Here is a 16,144-nt window from a genome sequence, read left to right as displayed (position 1 = left end):
ACACAGACCTGCAAGGGCGTACGGGCCTACGGGCCGGGCTTGAGCGTCGCCTCGATGCCCGCGATCAGCAGGTCCAGGGCGACCGTGAAGTCCAGCTCCCACATCTCCTGGACCGTGGACCCGCCCCGCGCCTTCATCAGGTCGTTGGAGCCGTGCAGGGTCTCCCCCAGGTCCGGATGGTCGTTGACCGCGCCCATCGCCTCCTCGAAGTACTCCTCGGGAGTGAGCCCGGCGGCGGCGCACCGCGCGATGTAGTGGCCCTGGACCGTGCCGAATCCGTACACGAACTGGAAGACCGCGGCGATCGTTCCGGCCTGTTTCTCCGTCGGCAGGCCGGTCCCGCGGACCACCTCCTGCACGCTCAGGGCGAACTTGATCCAGTTCGGGCCGACGTTGAGGAAGTTGCCGATCAGCGGCGACACCCACGCGTGCCTGACCAGCATCGCGCGGTATTCCTGGGCCAGTTCGCGCATCGTCTCGCGCCACCGGTCGGGGGTGACCGGCTCCGGGCCCGGCAGGGTCATCTCCCCGGCGGCCGCGTCCAGGGCCAGTTCGAGGAGGTCGTCCTTGGTGTCCACGTACCAGTACACGGACATCGCCGTGACGTTCAGGTCCGCGGCGAGGCGGCGCATGGAGAACTTGGCGAGGCCCTCCTCGTCCAGGAGACGGACCGTGGCCTCGGTGATGCGCTCCCGGTCCAGGCCCGACGGCTGATCACTCCTGCGGCCCGCGCCGTTCCGGAGGGCCTTGCCCTCCAGCCAGACACTGGTCCGCGCGGGGCGCTTCGCGCGGTCGGCTGCCTTCGCCATGGCGCACCTTCCTGGTCCTGAGCTCTTGTACTGGTACCGGTGGTCCCGCGGCGGGCGACAGACCGGAATCGGCCAGTCCGTCGCCCACCCGTCGATGCTATGCGGACGCCGTGGCCGGGTCCGTCTTCGCAGAGTCTGCCCTCTCCGCACGCTTCAGCAACGCGGCTGCCACCATGCCCCCGAGGAACACGGCCACCGCCCCCACCAGCTGACTGGTCTCAAGGCCCGAGGAGAACGCGTCGGCGATCCTCGTACGTTCGGCGTCGGACCCGGCGGCCGCGAGGGCGGCGGGCAGCGAGGCCGCGGAGACGGCGACGAGCGAGGCGAAGCGCGAGTTCAGGACAGCGCCGAGGACCGCTACGCCGAGGCCGTTGCCGAACTCCGCGAGCGTGCCGTTGATCCCCGCGCCCACGCCGGCCTTCTCCGGCGGGATCGCGCTCATGATCGCGTTGGCCATGGCGGGCATGGCAAACGCGATGCCCGCGCCCATCACGATGAGACCGGCCAGCATCCCGGTGTAGTTGTCGCCGCCGAACACGGCGATCGCGGCGAGGCCCGCGGACAGCAGCGTCATGCCGATGGCGATCGTCGCCGGAGTACTGGTCTTCTTCAGGAGCCACGCGCCAAGCCCCGTGAGGTTGAGCACGACGACGGTGACCGCAAGCGGCGCCGTGCGCAGGCCTGCCTCCAACGGCTCGTATCCGAGGACGAACTGGAGGTGCTGGGTCAGCAGGAAGAGCGAACCGCCCAGGCCGAAGGCGACCAGGATGGCGCCCGCGACGGCCCCGATGAACTTCTGGTTGCGGAAGAAGTGCATGTCCAGCATCGGGTACGGGATGCGCAGCTCCCACCACACGAAGATGCCGAGTACGACCACGCCCACCCCGGCGGCGGCGAGCACCTGCGTCGACGTCCAGCCGTGCTCGGGCCCGGAGATGATCGCGTACACGACCGAGGCCATGCCGATGGTGGAGAGCAGCGCGCCGAGCAGGTCGGGGCGGTCGCCCTGCGGGTTCTTGGACTCGGGGACCAGTTTGACCACGGCGGCGAGCGCGATGAGCGCCACGGGGATGTTGATCAGGAAGATCGCGCCCCACCAGAAGTGGTTGAGCATGACGCCGCCCATCAGCGGGCCGAGCGCGAAGCCGAGGGAGTTGACGGTCGACCAGAGGCCGATCGCCTTCATCCGCTCGCTGTCGTCGAAGATCTGCACGACCACCGCGAGCGTGGTGGTGATCAGGAGCGCACCGCCGACGCCCATCCCGGCCCGCGCGGCGATGAGCTGCGCGGAGGACTGGGAGAGGCCCGCGACCAGCGAACCGATGCCGAAGAGGGCGAGGCCCGCGGTGAGCATCTTCTTGCGGCCGTAGCGGTCGGAGGCGCTGCCCGCGGTGAGCAGCAGGCCGGACTGGACGAGCGAGTAGGCGTTGATCATCCACTGGATGTCGGCCGTGGACGCGTCCAGTTCCTCGGTGAGGGAGGGGATGGCGACGTTCAGGACGGTGTTGTCCAGGAGGACCGTGAGCTGAGCCAGGCAGATGACGCCGAGGATCAGCCAGCGCTGGGGGTGCGCTGCGGGGGTGGGGGTCTCGGCGGTCGTCGTTGCCGTCATGCCCTCTCCTTTTTCTTATACGGTGTACGTGAGGGGATGCCTTACACCGTAAGGCATCTCTCGTACGGCGTACAAGGGGGTTTCGGTGGACATGCCGAAAGGGCCGACCGCGCGTGGCGGTCGGCCCTTGATCGTGCGGGTCAGGAGCTGGGTCAGCTCTTCTTCGGCTGGGTCAGGTCGTAGAAGGTCGAGCTGCCGACGGTGACCTTCTTGTAGTTGTCCTCCACCCAGGAGGTGATCTTGGAGGAGGTGCCGCTGTCGCCGCCCATGCCGCCTCCCATGCCACCGCCGGAGATGAAGTAGTGGATCTTTCCGTCCTCGACGTACTGCTTGAACTGGGCGAGGGTCGGTGACGGGTCGCTGCCGTTGAAGCCACCGATGGCCATCACCGGGTCGCCGGTGGCCAGTTGGTAGCTCGCGGCGTTCTGCGAGCCGATGGCCGCCGCCGCCCAGGTGTAGTCCTCGGAGTCCGCCTCCAGGAGCTTCTTCGCCTTGGCGCTGACCTGCGCGCCGTCGAGGAGGCCGCCCATGCCGCCGCCTCCGCCCATGCCGCCGCGCTCACCGGTACGGCCGCCGGGGAATCCTCCCTGCTGCTGCTTGCCGGTCTGGCCCTGCGAGTTGCCGCCCTGCTTGCCGGTCTGGCCGTTCTGGCCGGGGGGCTGGCCCATACCGCCGCTGTTCTGACCGCCGCCGTTCTGACCGCCGGTAGGAGGCTGCATGGCGTTGCCGTTCTGACCGCCGGGAGCCTGGCCGTTCTGGCCCGCCTGCCCGTTCTGGCCAGGCGGCTGCATCCCGCCGCCCCCGCCCCCGCCAGGACCACCGCCACCGGGCCCGCCCCCCATCCGCCCCGCCGAAGCCGGCCCCGCGGTCACGATCGACCCGGTGTGCGCGCTGTTCACGGTGGAGAGGGTGTACGCGACCGGCCCCGCAAGGGACGCGGCGAGGCTCAGCCCGACCGCCGCAAGGGCCAACTGCCGCCCGAGCCGCGCCGCGAGCAGCAGCCCCAGCGCACCCGCGAGGCCGCCGACGAGCACCGCCCAGCGCAGCCACGGCAGGTAGTCCGGGGTGCGGCCGAGCAGGACGTACCCCCACCAGGCCGTGCCCGCGACGCTCACGCCGAGCAGCGCGCCCGCCCACCACTTGGCCCGCTCCTCCCACAGGACCGTGGCGCCCATGCCGATCAGCGCCGCGATGTAGGGGGCGAGGGCGACCGTGTAGTACTGGTGGAAGATCCCCGCCATGAAGCTGAAGACGGCCGCCGTCATCAGCAGGGCGCTGCCCCACGCGACGAACGCCGAGCGCGTGGTGTCGGTCCTGCGGGCCTTCCAGGTGAGGATGATGCCGCCGACGAGCAGGATCAGCGCGGCGGGAAGGAGCCAGGAGATCTGGGCGCCGACCTCGGAGTTGAACATCCGCCCGAGCCCGGTCTCGCCCCACTGGCTGCCGCCGCCACCGCCGGGACCGCCCCCGCCGCCGACGCTGCCGGTCTCCTCGCCGTTGATGCGGCCCAGGCCGTTGTAGCCGAAGGTCAGCTCAAGGAAGGAGTTGTTCTGCGAGCCGCCGATGTACGGACGCGAGGACGCGGGCCAGAGCTCCACGATCGCCACCCACCAGCCGCCGGCCACGATCATCGCGAGCCCGGAGAGGGCCAGCTGGCCGAAGCGCTTGCGCAGCCGCACGGGCGCGCACACCGCGTACAGGACGGCGAGCGGCGGCAGGATCAGGAACGCCTGGAGCGTCTTGGCGAGGAAGGCGAGGCCGACCGCGACGCCCGCCCACACCAGCCACTTGGTGCGGCCGTGCTCCAGGGCGCGCAGGACGCAGTACACGGTGACGGTCATCAGGAGCGCGAGCAGCGCGTCCGGGTTGTTGAACCGGAACATCAGCGCCGCGACCGGCGTCAGCGCGAGCACCGCGCCCGCGATCAGCCCGGCCGCCGGGCTGAAGCGGCGGCGCACGGCGGCGTACAGGACACCGACCGTCGCGACGCCCATGAGCACCTGCGGGGCTAGCACCGCCCAGGAGTTGAGCCCGAAGAGGCGTACGGACAGGGCCATCGGCCAGAGCGCGGCCGGGGGCTTGTCGACGGTGATCGCGTTGCCCGCGTCGAGCGAGCCGAAGAACATGGCCTTCCAGCTCTGGCTGCCCGCCTGGACGGCCGCGGAGTAGAAGGAGTTGGCGTAACCGGACGCGCTCAGGTTGAACAAGTACAGGACCGCGGTCGCGAGCAGCAGCCCCAGGAAGGCGGGGCGCGCCCAGCGCGGGTCGTCGGGGCGTCCGCGCCACAGCCGCTCGGGCAGGGACCGCGTGCCCCGGTGGGCGCGCTCACCCGGCGCCGCGAGCGGCGGCGCGGGCGCGTGGGAAGTCGTCGTCATCGTGCGTCCCTCGGATCGTGTGCGTAGGTGAGTTCGTACGAGGCTTCGGGCGCCGCCGCGGCGTACCGCCCCTCCGGGAAGACCCAGGCCCGCAGCAGCAGGAACCGCAGCACCGTCGCCGCGAGGTTGGCGGCTATGAGCACCGCCAGTTCCGTGCCGTGGGAGGCGTTGCCGGACGCGGCGCCGAGCGCGGCGAGCGAGCCGCTGGTCAGGGCGAGCCCGATGGCGAAGACCACCAGGCCCTGCGCCTGGTGCCGCATCGCCCGGTCGCGGCCCCGCACCCCGAAGGTCAGCCGGCGGTTGGCGGCGGTGTTGGCGACCGCCGAGACGAGCAGGGCGAGCGCGTTGGCCACCTGCGAGCCCGAGAACGTCCGGAACCCGGAGTACAGCAGGAGGTAGAAGAGCGTGGAGAGCGCGCCGACCACGCAGAAGCCGACCAGCTGGCGGGCCAGGCCGCGCGGCACACCGGGCAGTTGCCGGTCGCGCGGGTCGTCCCCGAAGGGGCGCGTGAGGCGGTCGAGGGGGAGCGCGCCGACGGCGAGGGCCTTCCCCACCCGCCACACCCCCTTGAGGTCGTCCGTGGCCGTCTTGACCAGGTGGACCGTCGAGTCCGGGTCGTCGACCCAGTCGACCGGCACCTCGTGGATGCGCAGGCCCGCGCGCTCGGCGAGCACCAGCATCTCGGTGTCGAAGAACCACCCGGTGTCCTCGACGAGCGGAAGCAGCACCCCCGCCACGTCACCCCGGATCGCCTTGAATCCGCACTGGGCGTCGGAGAAGCGGGCCTGGAGCGAGCCGCGCAGGATGAGGTTGTACGAGCGCGAGATGAACTCCCGCTTCGGGCCGCGCACCACCCGTGAGCTGCGCGCGAGCCGGGACCCGATCGCCAGGTCCGAGTGCCCGGAGATCAGCGGCGCCACCAGCGGGAGCAGTGCGTTGAGGTCGGTGGACAGGTCGACGTCCATGTAGGCGAGGACGGGAGCGTCCGAGGCGGACCACACGGTGCGCAATGCCCGCCCGCGCCCCTTCTGTTCGAGCCGCGTGTACCGGACCTCTTCGCTCGACGCCGCGAGCCGCGCCGCCACCTCGGGGGTACGGTCCGTGGACGCGTTGTCCGCGATGGTGATGCGGAAGGGGTAGGGGAAGGTCCGTACGAGGTGGTCGTGCAGCCGCTGAACGCACGGCCCCAGGTCCTTCTCCTCGTTGTAGACGGGGATCACGATGTCCAGGACGGGAACGTCGCGCCATCCGGCGGGGAGGTGGGCCCGGGCCGGCAGAGGGACCGAGCAAGCACCGCCCGAAGCAGAGTCGGTTTGCATGACACCGACATTCGCCAAGTGGTCTGTCAGGCCTGTGTGGTGAGCCTGTGGCCCGCCTGTGAGTCCCGCCCCGGCCCGCTGACCTGCGGCGATCCCTGCTCCGATACGGCGGGCAACGTCACCGTGAAGACGGTACGACCCGGCACGCTGTCGACCGTCACACCACCGCCGTGTGCCGCCACGATGGCCTGCACGAGGGCCAGTCCGAGCCCCGTGGACCCGGCGTTGCGCGAGCGCGATGCGTCCCCGCGGGCGAACCGTTCGAAGACGTGGGGGAGGAGCGCGGGGGAGATACCGGGGCCGTTGTCCTCGACCTCAAGGCACACGCCGGCTCCGGCCCGCCGCACGCGTGCGGTGACCTTCGTGCCCGGTGGGGTGTGCGTACGCGCGTTGGCGAGGAGGTTGACGACGACCTGCTGGAGGCGGGCCGGGTCGGCGAGGACGAGCGCGGGCTCGTCCGGCAGCTCAAGGGCCCAGTAGTGCTCGGGCCCCGCGGCCCGCGCATCACTCACGGTGTCCACGACCAGCGGAGAGAGATCAGTGCTCTGATACGAGAGCGGCAGTCGGGCACCCGGCATACCGGGGCCGTTCCCGCCGGTACGCCCGCCGTCCCGCCCCTCGTCGAGGCGCGCGAGCAGCAGCAGGTCCTCCACGAGCCCCGTCATCCGCTGCGCCTCGGACTCGATGCGCCCGAGGGCATGCCGGGTGTCGGGCCCGGTCGATTCCCTTCCCCTGCGCGTCAGTTCGGCATACCCGCGGATCGAGGCCAGCGGCGTACGCAGCTCATGGCTGGCGTCCGCGACGAATTGCCGTACCCGCGTCTCGCTCTCCTGGCGCGCGTGCAGCGCGGAGTGCACATGGTCGAGCATCCGGTTGAGCGCGGCGCCCACCTGGCCGACCTCCGTGTTCGGCTCCGTGTCCGGGACGCGCTCGTACAGCGTCACCTCACCGCTGTGCAGCGGAAGTTCGGAGACCCTGGTGGCCGTCGCCGCGACCCGGCGCAACGGCCGGAGGGCGACGCCGACCATCACCGCGCCGGTGAGCGAGGCGGCGACCAGGCCCGCCGCGGTGACGCTGACCTCGACGATGATCAGCGTTTCGAGGGTGTTCTGCACCTTGGCCGTGGGGATGCCGACGAGGAAGTCGCCGTTGGGGCCCGAGACGTACTCCACTCGGTACTCGCCGCGGCCGGGGATGTCGACGTTGTGCGCGTCCTTGTCGCGCGGCACGGAGGCCAGAGCGTCGGACTGCGCCGCGTCTAGGTGCTCGGTCTGCGGCTCGAAGGTTCCGCTGTCGGGCTCGTCGCTGATCAGGGCCTCGCCGACCGAGCCGTCCTTCTCGACGACGGCCCCGATGGTGCCGACCTCCTGGGGCCCCTTGGAAACGAAGCGCAGCGGATCGCCGGAATCGTCGGAGAGCCCGCCGGGAATGTCCTCCCCCGGCTTCGGCATCGGCCCCGACGCACGCATCGCGACCGCGTGCAGCGAGTTGTCCAGCTGCTCGTACAGATGCGAGCGCAACGCGATGGTCGTCACCGTGCCGATTACCGCGCAGACCACGGCGATCAGGGCCACCGCCGAGACGACGAGCCGCGTCCGCAGCGACCGCGGCTGCCGTCTCCGCCTCATGAGGCGGCGGCCACCTCGGTCGAGGGCGCGGCCTTGATCAGGTAACCGGCACCGCGCCGCGTGTGGATCATCGGCTCACGCCCGGCGTCGATCTTCCTGCGCAGATACGAGATGTAGAGCTCGACGACGTTGGCCTGGCCCCCGAAGTCGTAGTTCCACACACGGTCCAGGATCTGCGCCTTGCTGAGCACGCGCCGCGGGTTGCGCATGAGGTAGCGCAGGAGCTCGAACTCCGTGGCGGTGAGGTGGATGGAGTCCCCTCCACGCGTGACCTCGTGGCTGTCCTCGTCGAGGGTCAGGTCCCCCACGGCCAGGACGGACTCACTGCGCCGGTCGCTCGCCCCGGCCCGGCGGATGAGGCCGCGCAGGCGTGCGACGACTTCCTCCAGGCTGAAGGGCTTGGTGACGTAGTCGTCGCCCCCGGCGGTCAGCCCGGCGATGCGGTCCTCTACGGCGTCCTTCGCCGTAAGGAACAGCACCGGCACGTCGGGCAGCTCGCGCCGGAGGCGTCCGAGCACGGCGAGGCCGTCCATGTCCGGCAGCATCATGTCGAGCACGACGGCGTCGGGCCGGAAGGCGCGGGCGGCACGGACCGCGCCGGCGCCGTCCCCCGCGCTGCGGATCTGCCAGCCCTCGTAGCGCAGGGCCATGGAGAGCAGCTCGGTCAGCGACACCTCGTCGTCGACGACGAGAACGCGGACGGGGCTGCCGTCCGCCCTGAGCAGTTCGGTACGCCCCTGGGGCGAGGTCGTAGTCATGCCGTACAGATTGCTCTGGGGCCGTGAGAGCGAGCTTTCGGCAACCTGTGAATTCCCTGAGAAACGGGGAGGGGCTACCGCCGGGGCTCGGCGACGAACGTGCCGAGGCCGACCTCGGCTCGGACGAGCCCCTTGTCCCGAAGGTGGGCTAGGACCTTGTGCGCCGTGGACGCCGAGATGCCGAACTCGGAGGACAACCTCGCCACCGACGGCACCGGTGCACCCACGGGGTAGTCGCCCTCCGCGATGCGCGCGGCCATGACTGTGGCGACCTTCCGCCAGGCAGGCTGAGCATCCTGGATCTCAGGGACCCGCTCGGGCGGTGGGGTGTCGGCGGGGGAGACGAACGAGCCGAGACCTGGCTCCGTGTAGGTCAGCCCTTCCGCGCGCAGCCCGCCGAGCACCTTGTGCGCGGTCGCGTTGGCGATGCCGAACTCGGCGGTCAACTGGACGACGGACGGCACACGCGTACGCGGTGGGTAGGTGCCGTCCTCGATCCGGCCGCGGATCAATTCGGCCACCTGGCGCCAGCGAGGCTTGTCTGGAGCGAATTCCATCACGAAACCATTATGAGTATGCCGCGCACTCTAGTGCGATTTACGGACTCCCTAGACTCCCTAGCATGCTTAAGAAACCGGCAGTACTGTGACGGAACGCAAGACCCCCGCGACGGGAGCAACCGTCCGGGGGCGTGGCCATCAGCCTCAAAGGAGCTGACGACATGACCGACCTTATCCGCCGCCTCACCGCCTGGGTGAGACTCCTCCTGATCCCCAGCGCCCCGCACCCGGCAACCGCCCCCACCCCTCCACCGCAAGCGAACCCCGAACCAGCCGCCCCCACCCCCCGCAGCCGCTACGGCCTAGACGCCCTGCTCCCCCTCGCCGGTGAGGCAACCCGCCCCGTACGCCCCTACCTCACCGCCCACGAACAGCACAGCCGCCGACGCGAACTGCTCCTCGCCACCCTCGGGTTGGACACCCCCGGCCCTTACTGGATCCACGGCATGGAGGTCGCCCGATGAACGACGACGACGCCGACGACTTCATCAGCCCCGCCCGCCTGCTCCCCTGGCCCGGCCCCGAGGGCAAGCCCTGCTACCTCATCGGCGACGCCACCGGCCCCGTATCCCGCGTCGCCGACGCCATGGAGTCCGTACAGCTCGGCATGGGCGGTGAGCTGCTGACGTACGCGCGCAACATGATCCCCGAAGCCTCCGAGGCCGAAATCCGCTACCTGGCCGAGCGGTTGACGGAGGCGCTCCAGGACGCCCTGCGCGTGGCGGAAAGCCGAGGCAAACGGCTGCGCTGAGCCAGGGCGTTGCAAGAAGGTCCCGTGGCATCCAGCCGCGTACGACCCGCCACGGGACTTTCTTGCAACAGCCGCAGCTACTCCCCCCGCTCGAACCCGTAGCTCCGCTCCACCTTGGCGACATGGACGACGTATTTCTCGTACCACTCGCCCCGCCCCCGCTTCTGCGCCGTGCGGTGCTCCGCGTTGCCGCTCCACTGCTTGATCGCGTCCACGTCACGGAAGTACCCGACCGTTATGCCGAGCCCGCCGGGCGTCCGCGCGGACTCGATCCCGAGGAAGCCCGGCACGGCGGTGACGAGTTCCTCCATGCGATCGGAGGTGTCGGCGTACCCCTCGTCGGCCTCGGTTCTCAGCGAGGTGAACACGACGGCGTAGTAGGGAGGTTCAAAAGGCTGGACGGGCGCGACACGGTGATCACTCATGGTCCACAGACTTGGCCGCCGCCAACCGCCTGTCCACCCTCCGCCCGTCTTCATTGCCGTACGGGCAGAGAGACTTGACCATCCGGTCAGCCAACCGGTCAGCCAAAGGGGTCCAAGGCTCAGAAAAGTCCACCCTGGACCACCGGCACCTCCCGTACGGGCACGGTCGTACGTTCCGCGTCCCGCGCCCCCTCCAGCCGCCAACCCCGCAGCAGCCGACTGTCGAGCACCACGAGCCGCCCGCCGTCGGAGAGATACACATCCGGCCCGGCCACCGCGACGAGATCCCCCCGCACCACGCCCCCGTCGACGAGCTCGGTGACCGCGAAACCACCGCCGAGGCCCGTCAGCCGCTCCACCCCGAACACCTCGCCGTGGTCCACGACGCCGACGCCCTGCTCCCCGAGCGGCAGCCGCTCCAGCGACTCCGGCCACCCGGCGAGCGCGAGGGAGAAGCCGTGCAGCTGCTCCAGTTCGCGGCGCCTCTCGGCCACCCCCGGCAGGGTCGCCCGTACGGCCCGCTTCCGCGCGTACGAGATCCGGTCCGGCACCCCGAGGGCGACCCGCAGCAGCTCCTCGGCCCGGCGCGCGGCCATCAGGGGCCCGCGCCCCAGCCAGGCGAAGGCCACCGCCCCCTGTTCGAGCAGCCGGGCGGCGCCCCGCTCCTCGCGGGTGATCCCCACCTTCACCAGGTCCGCCCCGAACCACGCGAGGTAGACGCGGTAGGTCCGGGGATCGTCGGCGATGGTGTCGGCGGCCACCGAGTGCGCCCGGTCGAGCCGCGCGCACTCCTCGCAGCGGGCCTGCGTCCCCCGCGCGGGCACGGCGGCGGCGACCGGGCAAGGGTTGCCCCGGGCGCCCACGCACTCCCGCCGGCCCGCGGCCCGGAAGCCCACCCGCCGGCCCACGACCAGCGGGCTGACCTCGCCCCGCTCCCACACGAGCCCGGGCCGCTCCGGATCCGCCCAGCTCAACCCCGCACTGCGCCACTCCATGGGGACAGTCTTACGCCCCCCACCGACAAGCGGCTCAGCAGCTCACGTGCTTGCCGGGGGCGGTGTGCAGGACCCGTACAAACTCCCGGTAGAGGCCGACCCGGTGCTTCACCTGCTCGGGCTTGCCGCCGTCGCACTCGGGGCCGTTGAGGCTGCGGATGGTCTCGCCGAAGCCCTTCCGCTGCACCATCGCCTCGTGCCCGGTGACGGTGGCCAAGCCGGTCTGGGTGTTCCAGTACCAAAGGGCGGTCATCCAGGCGACCTTCGGATCGCGCTCCACCAGGGAGGGGTTGTTGAGGAGGTCGATGCCCAGCGCGTCACCGGCCGCCTTGTAGTTGAAGTTCCAGCTCAGCATGATCGCGCCGCGCCCGTAATACGCGGACTCGCCCGCCGGGCAGCCGTAGGGCTGGGTCTTGTCGCAGAAGACCGGATACGTCGACTCGTCCTGGGCCACGACGTAGAAGAGGCCGCCGGTCTCGTGGCTGACGTTGGCCAGGAAGGCGGCGGCCTCCTGGCGCCGCACCGCCTTGCTGCCCGTCCGCGCGAACCCGGGGTACGCACGGGTGGCCTCGACGAGACCGTCGTACGTGAAGAAGGAGTTCCGCTCGGGGAACATCCGCTCGAACTGCGCCTCACTGACGACGAACCGGTCCTTGCCCCGCTCATCGGCGGCAGCGGCGGCTCCCGGCCCGCTCACTCCGGAGCCCACCCCACAGGCCACCGCGAGCGCGACCAGAACAGCGAGCCCTCGTCTTCTCCACACCGCGCCATCACTCCCTGCTGCCTCGAACGTCGCCCATCCCGGGCGGGATTGGTCCGGACCATTGTGCCGAGCATGTCAATGGCGCCCACGAGAACCGGCACCCGGGAACCGGCACCCCTGGAGCTAAAATCCGGACATGGCTCTGACCATGAACGACGTGGACCGCTTCGAGGCCGCACGGCCCCGCCTGGAGGCCATCGCCTACCGCCTCCTGGGCTCGTCGAGCGACGCCGAGGACGCCGTGCAGGACACCTTCCTGCGCTGGCAGGCCGCCGAGGTCGACCGCATCGAGGTCCCCGAGGCCTGGCTGACGAAGGTGCTCACCAACGTGTGCCTCAACCAGCTCACATCGGCCCGCGCCCGGCGCGAGACCTACATCGGCGAATGGCTGCCCGAGCCGCTGCTCGCCGGTGACCCGATGCTCGGCCCCGCCGACACCGCCGAACAGCGCGAATCGCTCTCGTACGCGGTCCTCAGGCTCATGGAGCGCCTCTCGCCCGACGAGCGCGTGGTGTACGTCTTGCGGGAGGCATTCGGCTACCGGCACCGGGAGATCGCCGAGATCCTCGACATCACCGAGTCCGCGGGCCAGCAGCTCTTCCACCGCGCCAAGAAGCGCGTCGCGGAGGGCAAGGCCCGCACCACCGAGATCGACGAGGCCGCGGCCATGCGGATCGTCGAGGAGTTCCTCGCCGCCGCCACCAGCGGCCGGACCGAGCCGCTGGTGGCGCTGCTCACCGCGGACGCCGTCGCGATCGGCGACGGCGGCGGGAAGATCCCGGCCCGCGCCAAGGCGTTCGAAGGTGCCGTCGCGGTCGCGAAGTTCATGCGGGGCCTGTTCAAGCCGAGCCAGGCCAAGCGCGCCTACGTCGGCGGATCCCCCGAGGCCCACGTCACGACCGCCAACGGCGCCCCCGCCATCGTGGCGGTCGTCGACGGCCGGGTCGTCGGCATCATGTGCCTGGAGATCACCGCCGACGGCATCGCGGCATTCCACAACCAGGTCAACCCCGACAAGCTCGAACGCGCGACCCGGCGGTGGGCGGCCACGGACCACGGGGAGCCGGCGCTGCGCGAGGCCTTCTGACCAGGCATGACGGCCACATGACGACCATGTGACCTGGATCACATCACTTTCCTGTCAGGAAACGGCGGGCTGCCCGGTTCAAGGGGCGCAACCCGCTGAAGAGCCGATGAAGAGCTGACAGGAGCCAGACCATGCCGACCACGCAGACCGGGCAGCAGCACCGCATCATCGTCATCGGAGCCGGATACACCGGAGCCATCGCCGCCGGGCGCCTCGCCAAGCGGCTGCACCGCGAGGACGTCGCCATCACCCTCGTCAACACCGAGCCCGACTTCGTCGAGCGCGTCCGCATGCACCAGCTGACGACCGGACAGGACCTCAGGCCCCGGCCCTTCGACGAGATGTTCGCGGGCACCGGCGTCGAGCTGAAGCTCGCGAGGGTCACGGCGGTCGACGCCGACCGCAAGACCGTCGCCGTGACGGCGGTCGATGCCGACACGGAAGAGCCGCGCGAGGAAGAACTGGAGTACGACACCCTCGTCTACGCCCTCGGCAGCGCCTGGAACACCCAAGGCGTCCCCGGAGTCGTCGAGCACGCCCACCAGATCGCGAGCCGCCCCGGAGCGCTCCGGCTGCGCGAGCGCCTGGCCGCTCTCGGCGCCGGAGAGACCGTGGTCGTCGTCGGCGGCGGACTCACCGGCCTTGAGGCAGCGACAGAGATCGCCGAGTCCCGCCCGGACCTCGACGTCGCCCTCGCCGCCCGCGGCACTCTGGGTGACTGGCTCTCGCCCAAGGGCCGCGCCCACGTGCGGAAGGTCTTCCGCAGGCTCGGCATCACCGCGTACGAGCAGGCGGCGGTCGCCGAAGTGCGGGCCGACGGCGTCACCAGCACCGACGGCACCACCATCCCGGCCGCCGTCACCCTGTGGACCACCGGCTTCGCCGTCCACCCCGTCGCACGGGCCACCACCCTGGAAGTCACCGATTCCGGCCAGATCGTGGTCGACCGCACCATGCGCTCGGTGTCGCACCCGGACGTGTACGCGATCGGCGACGCGGCCATGGCGATGGGCCCCGGCGACAAGCCCCTTCGGATGTCGTGCGCCACGGGTACCCCCATGGCGTGGCAGGCCGCCGACAGCATCGCGGCACGCCTGACCGGCGGAAAGACCCCGAAGACCCCGATGCGCTACTTCAACCAGTGCGTCTCGCTGGGTCGCAAGGACGGCCTGATCCAGTACGTCACCGCCGACGACCGCGCGGTCCGGGCGGCCCTGACGGGACGGCTCGCCGCGGCCTACAAGGAAGTGATCTGCAAGGGCGCGGCCTGGGGCGTCGCCAACCCGATGCTGGGGATGCCGAGCCGCCCCCGCCGCGTCGTGCGGGACCGGTCGCAGGCGGACGCGGCCGTCAGGACAGCGGCCTGAGCGGGGCTTATGCCCCGCGCGGATGCCCCCGGACCATCTCCGGGGGCCGCTTGCCCGTGACCCCTCCTTGTCCCCCTCCTTGTCACCGCGGGCCCCCTGGTACAGCTTTCGGCATTGACGTAGTCCGCCCGGGAGATGGCGCGTAATCTGCCCATCACGGACCGTGTCCGCCCCGGCGAGGCGGCCTGCGCGGCATACCGGAGGATGGGGATGAGCAGGGAAGAAAAGATCGCCCGTACTTTCGTGGAACTGGCCGACACTCTGGCGGATGACTTCGACGTGATCGGCTTCGCCGAGCAGCTGGCCTTCCGCTGCCGCGACATTCTCGACATCACGGACGCCGCTGTCCTGCTGGCCTCCCCGGAAGCACCGGCCGCCCCGCGCAGACAGCCCTCCCCGGAGGCCCGGCCGGCCTCCCCGGAAACCCTCCTGTACAGCCCGGCGGCAATCACCTGCGGCACCCTCGGCGACGACTCCGCCAAGGCCTCCGTACTCGACACGGCCCGGCACGAAGGCCCCACCGCCGATGCCTACCGCACCGCCGCCGCCGTCACCCCCGGTCACCTCGGCAGCGCTCCCGCACTCTGGCCCGACTTCACGCTCCGGGCCCGCGCCGCCGGTTACACCTACGCCGGTGCCGTACCCCTGCGGCTGCGCCAGGAGACCCTCGGCAGCCTGCTGTTGCTGCGCACCGGCCACAGCCCGATGCCGGTCGCCGACTTCGCCCTGGCACAGGCGTTCGCCGACGCGGCCGCCATCGGCCTGCTCCACGCCCGCTTCATGCGGGAGGCCGACGCCCTCAACGAACAGCTCCGTGCGGCTCTGCACAGCCGCATCCTCATCGAACAGGCCAAGGGGTACTTCGCCGCCCGCCGCGGCATCTCCCCGGCGGAGGCCTTCGAGGTCCTGCGCCGCTTCGCGCGCCACCACCGCTTGCGACTGGCCGCCGTCGCCCGGGAGGTCATCGCCACGGGAGACCTCCCCCGCACTCCGTCCGCCGACAGAAATCCGGGCCGGGGCACGCCGATCACATAGGCACGAACGCGCAGGGGAGGCAAGATGCACAGCACGGCCGACGCCGCGAGACTCGCCGCCTCCAGGGAGCGTTGCGAGCGGGCGCGCCGCACCGCTGCGGAGGCGGTTGCCCGGGCGATCAGGGCTCGGTCCGAGGCCATCGAGACACGACTTCAGGCGGCGCACGCCCGCGCCCTCCGGGCGAGGTCCTCCTCGCTCCGGCTCGAACTCATCGCGAGTCTGTCCACTCCGCCCGGCGCCCTCCTCTACGGACCACCCGCGCCACCGCCCTCCACCCGGCTGCCCGCCCCACCGGACGACCCGGCGGCTGCCGTACATCTCACCGCTCTGGCCGCCTTCGTGCACTCCCGCCTGGACGAGGAAGCGGCCTCGGCGGACCTGTTCCACGAGACCGGCTGCCGGTCGGCAAGAGCGCCCGGCCTGCCCGGCGCGGCCCACTGCGCCTGCCCCATAGCGAACCGCTTGCTCCGGGATATCGCCATCCGCAGGAGCATCGCCCGCATCAGCGAGGCCACCATCCGCAGGGCCGACCACGCCGCCCCCGAGTGGCCGCGGAACGAGATCAACGCCTTGCAGGACCTCCAGGCCCTCGCCGCGGCCTACGAACTGCACGGGATGTGGCGGGAGGAATGGCGCCCCTGACCCTCCGGGCAGGTGTCC

General features: G+C 71.1%; 16 protein-coding genes. 6 read left to right on the top strand and 10 right to left on the bottom strand.

Annotated features, from left to right (window positions below):
- Positions 1-26: 26 nt before the first annotated feature.
- The 7 genes from ACQKIP_RS09035 to ACQKIP_RS09005 form a co-directional block, all read right to left on the bottom strand.
- Positions 27-809: a TetR/AcrR family transcriptional regulator gene (locus ACQKIP_RS09035; protein ID WP_365861424.1), complete on the bottom strand. Its 783-nt coding sequence runs from the start codon at positions 807-809 to the stop codon at positions 27-29.
- Between the two features lie 97 nt (positions 810-906).
- Positions 907-2,421 carry an MFS transporter gene (locus tag ACQKIP_RS09030; RefSeq protein WP_365861422.1) on the bottom strand — a complete coding sequence of 505 codons (1,515 nt, stop codon included), beginning with the start codon at positions 2,419-2,421 and terminating at the stop codon, positions 907-909.
- A 152-nt stretch (positions 2,422-2,573) separates the two neighbouring features.
- Positions 2,574-4,796, bottom strand: a complete 2,223-nt coding sequence (locus ACQKIP_RS09025) for an ArnT family glycosyltransferase (protein WP_365861421.1) — start codon at positions 4,794-4,796, stop codon at positions 2,574-2,576.
- Positions 4,793-6,115 (bottom strand): bifunctional glycosyltransferase family 2/GtrA family protein, encoded by a 1,323-nt coding sequence (locus ACQKIP_RS09020; RefSeq protein WP_365861419.1) that lies wholly within the window; start codon positions 6,113-6,115, stop codon positions 4,793-4,795. Before ACQKIP_RS09020 ends, ACQKIP_RS09025 begins: the two co-directional genes overlap by 4 nt.
- A gap of 26 nt (positions 6,116-6,141) precedes the next feature.
- Entirely contained in the window at positions 6,142-7,743 is a 1,602-nt protein-coding gene (locus tag ACQKIP_RS09015) for a sensor histidine kinase (RefSeq protein ID WP_365861418.1), read from the bottom strand.
- Positions 7,740-8,501: a response regulator transcription factor gene (locus ACQKIP_RS09010; RefSeq protein WP_365861416.1), complete on the bottom strand. Its 762-nt coding sequence runs from the start codon at positions 8,499-8,501 to the stop codon at positions 7,740-7,742. Before ACQKIP_RS09010 ends, ACQKIP_RS09015 begins: the two co-directional genes overlap by 4 nt.
- Before the next feature lie 74 nt (positions 8,502-8,575).
- Complete coding sequence (locus tag ACQKIP_RS09005) at positions 8,576-9,058, bottom strand: winged helix-turn-helix domain-containing protein (protein WP_365861415.1); 483 nt, start codon at positions 9,056-9,058, stop codon at positions 8,576-8,578.
- 164 nt (positions 9,059-9,222) lie between these two features.
- Between ACQKIP_RS09005 and ACQKIP_RS09000 the strand changes: the two genes are divergently transcribed.
- Together ACQKIP_RS09000 and ACQKIP_RS08995 are read left to right on the top strand one after the other, a co-directional pair.
- Positions 9,223-9,525, top strand: coding sequence for a hypothetical protein (locus ACQKIP_RS09000; RefSeq protein ID WP_365861414.1), 303 nt, complete (start codon positions 9,223-9,225; stop codon positions 9,523-9,525).
- Positions 9,522-9,812 (top strand): hypothetical protein, encoded by a 291-nt coding sequence (locus tag ACQKIP_RS08995; RefSeq protein ID WP_365861413.1) that lies wholly within the window; start codon positions 9,522-9,524, stop codon positions 9,810-9,812. The genes ACQKIP_RS09000 and ACQKIP_RS08995 overlap by 4 nt, the downstream gene beginning before the upstream one ends.
- A gap of 77 nt (positions 9,813-9,889) precedes the next feature.
- On the opposite strand, the gene ACQKIP_RS08990 is transcribed toward ACQKIP_RS08995, so the two are convergent.
- The 3 genes from ACQKIP_RS08990 to ACQKIP_RS08980 form a co-directional block, all read right to left on the bottom strand.
- Positions 9,890-10,237 carry an antibiotic biosynthesis monooxygenase family protein gene (locus ACQKIP_RS08990; protein ID WP_365861412.1) on the bottom strand — a complete coding sequence of 116 codons (348 nt, stop codon included), beginning with the start codon at positions 10,235-10,237 and terminating at the stop codon, positions 9,890-9,892.
- A 119-nt stretch (positions 10,238-10,356) separates the two neighbouring features.
- Positions 10,357-11,232, bottom strand: a complete 876-nt coding sequence (locus ACQKIP_RS08985; RefSeq protein WP_365861411.1) for a DUF2797 domain-containing protein — start codon at positions 11,230-11,232, stop codon at positions 10,357-10,359.
- A gap of 34 nt (positions 11,233-11,266) precedes the next feature.
- Positions 11,267-11,995, bottom strand: coding sequence for a chitinase (locus tag ACQKIP_RS08980; RefSeq protein WP_427742646.1), 729 nt, complete (start codon positions 11,993-11,995; stop codon positions 11,267-11,269).
- Positions 11,996-12,131: 136 nt separating this feature from the next.
- Here ACQKIP_RS08980 and sigJ point away from each other — a divergent pair, with 136 nt between their 5' ends.
- From sigJ to ACQKIP_RS08960, 4 genes are all read left to right on the top strand, one after another.
- Positions 12,132-13,082, top strand: a complete 951-nt coding sequence (gene sigJ, locus ACQKIP_RS08975; RefSeq protein WP_365861409.1) for an RNA polymerase sigma factor SigJ — start codon at positions 12,132-12,134, stop codon at positions 13,080-13,082.
- A gap of 131 nt (positions 13,083-13,213) precedes the next feature.
- Positions 13,214-14,449 (top strand): NAD(P)/FAD-dependent oxidoreductase, encoded by a 1,236-nt coding sequence (locus ACQKIP_RS08970; protein ID WP_365861407.1) that lies wholly within the window; start codon positions 13,214-13,216, stop codon positions 14,447-14,449.
- Positions 14,450-14,659: 210 nt separating this feature from the next.
- A complete protein-coding gene (locus ACQKIP_RS08965; RefSeq protein WP_365861405.1) occupies positions 14,660-15,484 on the top strand; it encodes an ANTAR domain-containing protein in 825 nt (274 codons plus the stop codon).
- Positions 15,485-15,508: 24 nt separating this feature from the next.
- Entirely contained in the window at positions 15,509-16,126 is a 618-nt protein-coding gene (locus tag ACQKIP_RS08960) for a DUF6221 family protein (RefSeq protein WP_365861404.1), read from the top strand.
- Positions 16,127-16,144: the final 18 nt, after the last annotated feature.

It is taken from the genome of Streptomyces sp. NPDC059900, from assembly GCF_050270335.1.
Classification (GTDB): domain Bacteria; phylum Actinomycetota; class Actinomycetes; order Streptomycetales; family Streptomycetaceae; genus Streptomyces.
Note: the sequence above shows the minus strand (reverse complement) of the source record. Positions and strands in the feature narration are given on the sequence as shown.

What these genes read in the sequence shown, in the direction of transcription:
- ACQKIP_RS09010 (WP_365861416.1), bottom strand. Translation starts at nt 8,501, where the DNA reads ATGACTACGACCTCGCCCCAGGGGCGTACCGAACTGCTCAGGGCGGAC.
- ACQKIP_RS09020 (WP_365861419.1), bottom strand. Translation starts at nt 6,115, where the DNA reads ATGCAAACCGACTCTGCTTCGGGCGGTGCTTGCTCGGTCCCTCTGCCG.
- ACQKIP_RS09015 (WP_365861418.1), bottom strand. Translation starts at nt 7,743, where the DNA reads ATGAGGCGGAGACGGCAGCCGCGGTCGCTGCGGACGCGGCTCGTCGTC.
- ACQKIP_RS09030 (WP_365861422.1), bottom strand. Translation starts at nt 2,421, where the DNA reads ATGACGGCAACGACGACCGCCGAGACCCCCACCCCCGCAGCGCACCCC.
- ACQKIP_RS08965 (WP_365861405.1), top strand. Translation starts at nt 14,660, where the DNA reads ATGAGCAGGGAAGAAAAGATCGCCCGTACTTTCGTGGAACTGGCCGAC.
- ACQKIP_RS09035 (WP_365861424.1), bottom strand. Translation starts at nt 809, where the DNA reads ATGGCGAAGGCAGCCGACCGCGCGAAGCGCCCCGCGCGGACCAGTGTC.
- ACQKIP_RS08970 (WP_365861407.1), top strand. Translation starts at nt 13,214, where the DNA reads ATGCCGACCACGCAGACCGGGCAGCAGCACCGCATCATCGTCATCGGA.
- ACQKIP_RS09000 (WP_365861414.1), top strand. Translation starts at nt 9,223, where the DNA reads ATGACCGACCTTATCCGCCGCCTCACCGCCTGGGTGAGACTCCTCCTG.
- ACQKIP_RS08990 (WP_365861412.1), bottom strand. Translation starts at nt 10,237, where the DNA reads ATGAGTGATCACCGTGTCGCGCCCGTCCAGCCTTTTGAACCTCCCTAC.
- ACQKIP_RS08995 (WP_365861413.1), top strand. Translation starts at nt 9,522, where the DNA reads ATGAACGACGACGACGCCGACGACTTCATCAGCCCCGCCCGCCTGCTC.
- ACQKIP_RS08985 (WP_365861411.1), bottom strand. Translation starts at nt 11,232, where the DNA reads ATGGAGTGGCGCAGTGCGGGGTTGAGCTGGGCGGATCCGGAGCGGCCC.
- sigJ (WP_365861409.1), top strand. Translation starts at nt 12,132, where the DNA reads ATGGCTCTGACCATGAACGACGTGGACCGCTTCGAGGCCGCACGGCCC.
- ACQKIP_RS08960 (WP_365861404.1), top strand. Translation starts at nt 15,509, where the DNA reads ATGCACAGCACGGCCGACGCCGCGAGACTCGCCGCCTCCAGGGAGCGT.
- ACQKIP_RS09025 (WP_365861421.1), bottom strand. Translation starts at nt 4,796, where the DNA reads ATGACGACGACTTCCCACGCGCCCGCGCCGCCGCTCGCGGCGCCGGGT.
- ACQKIP_RS09005 (WP_365861415.1), bottom strand. Translation starts at nt 9,058, where the DNA reads ATGGAATTCGCTCCAGACAAGCCTCGCTGGCGCCAGGTGGCCGAATTG.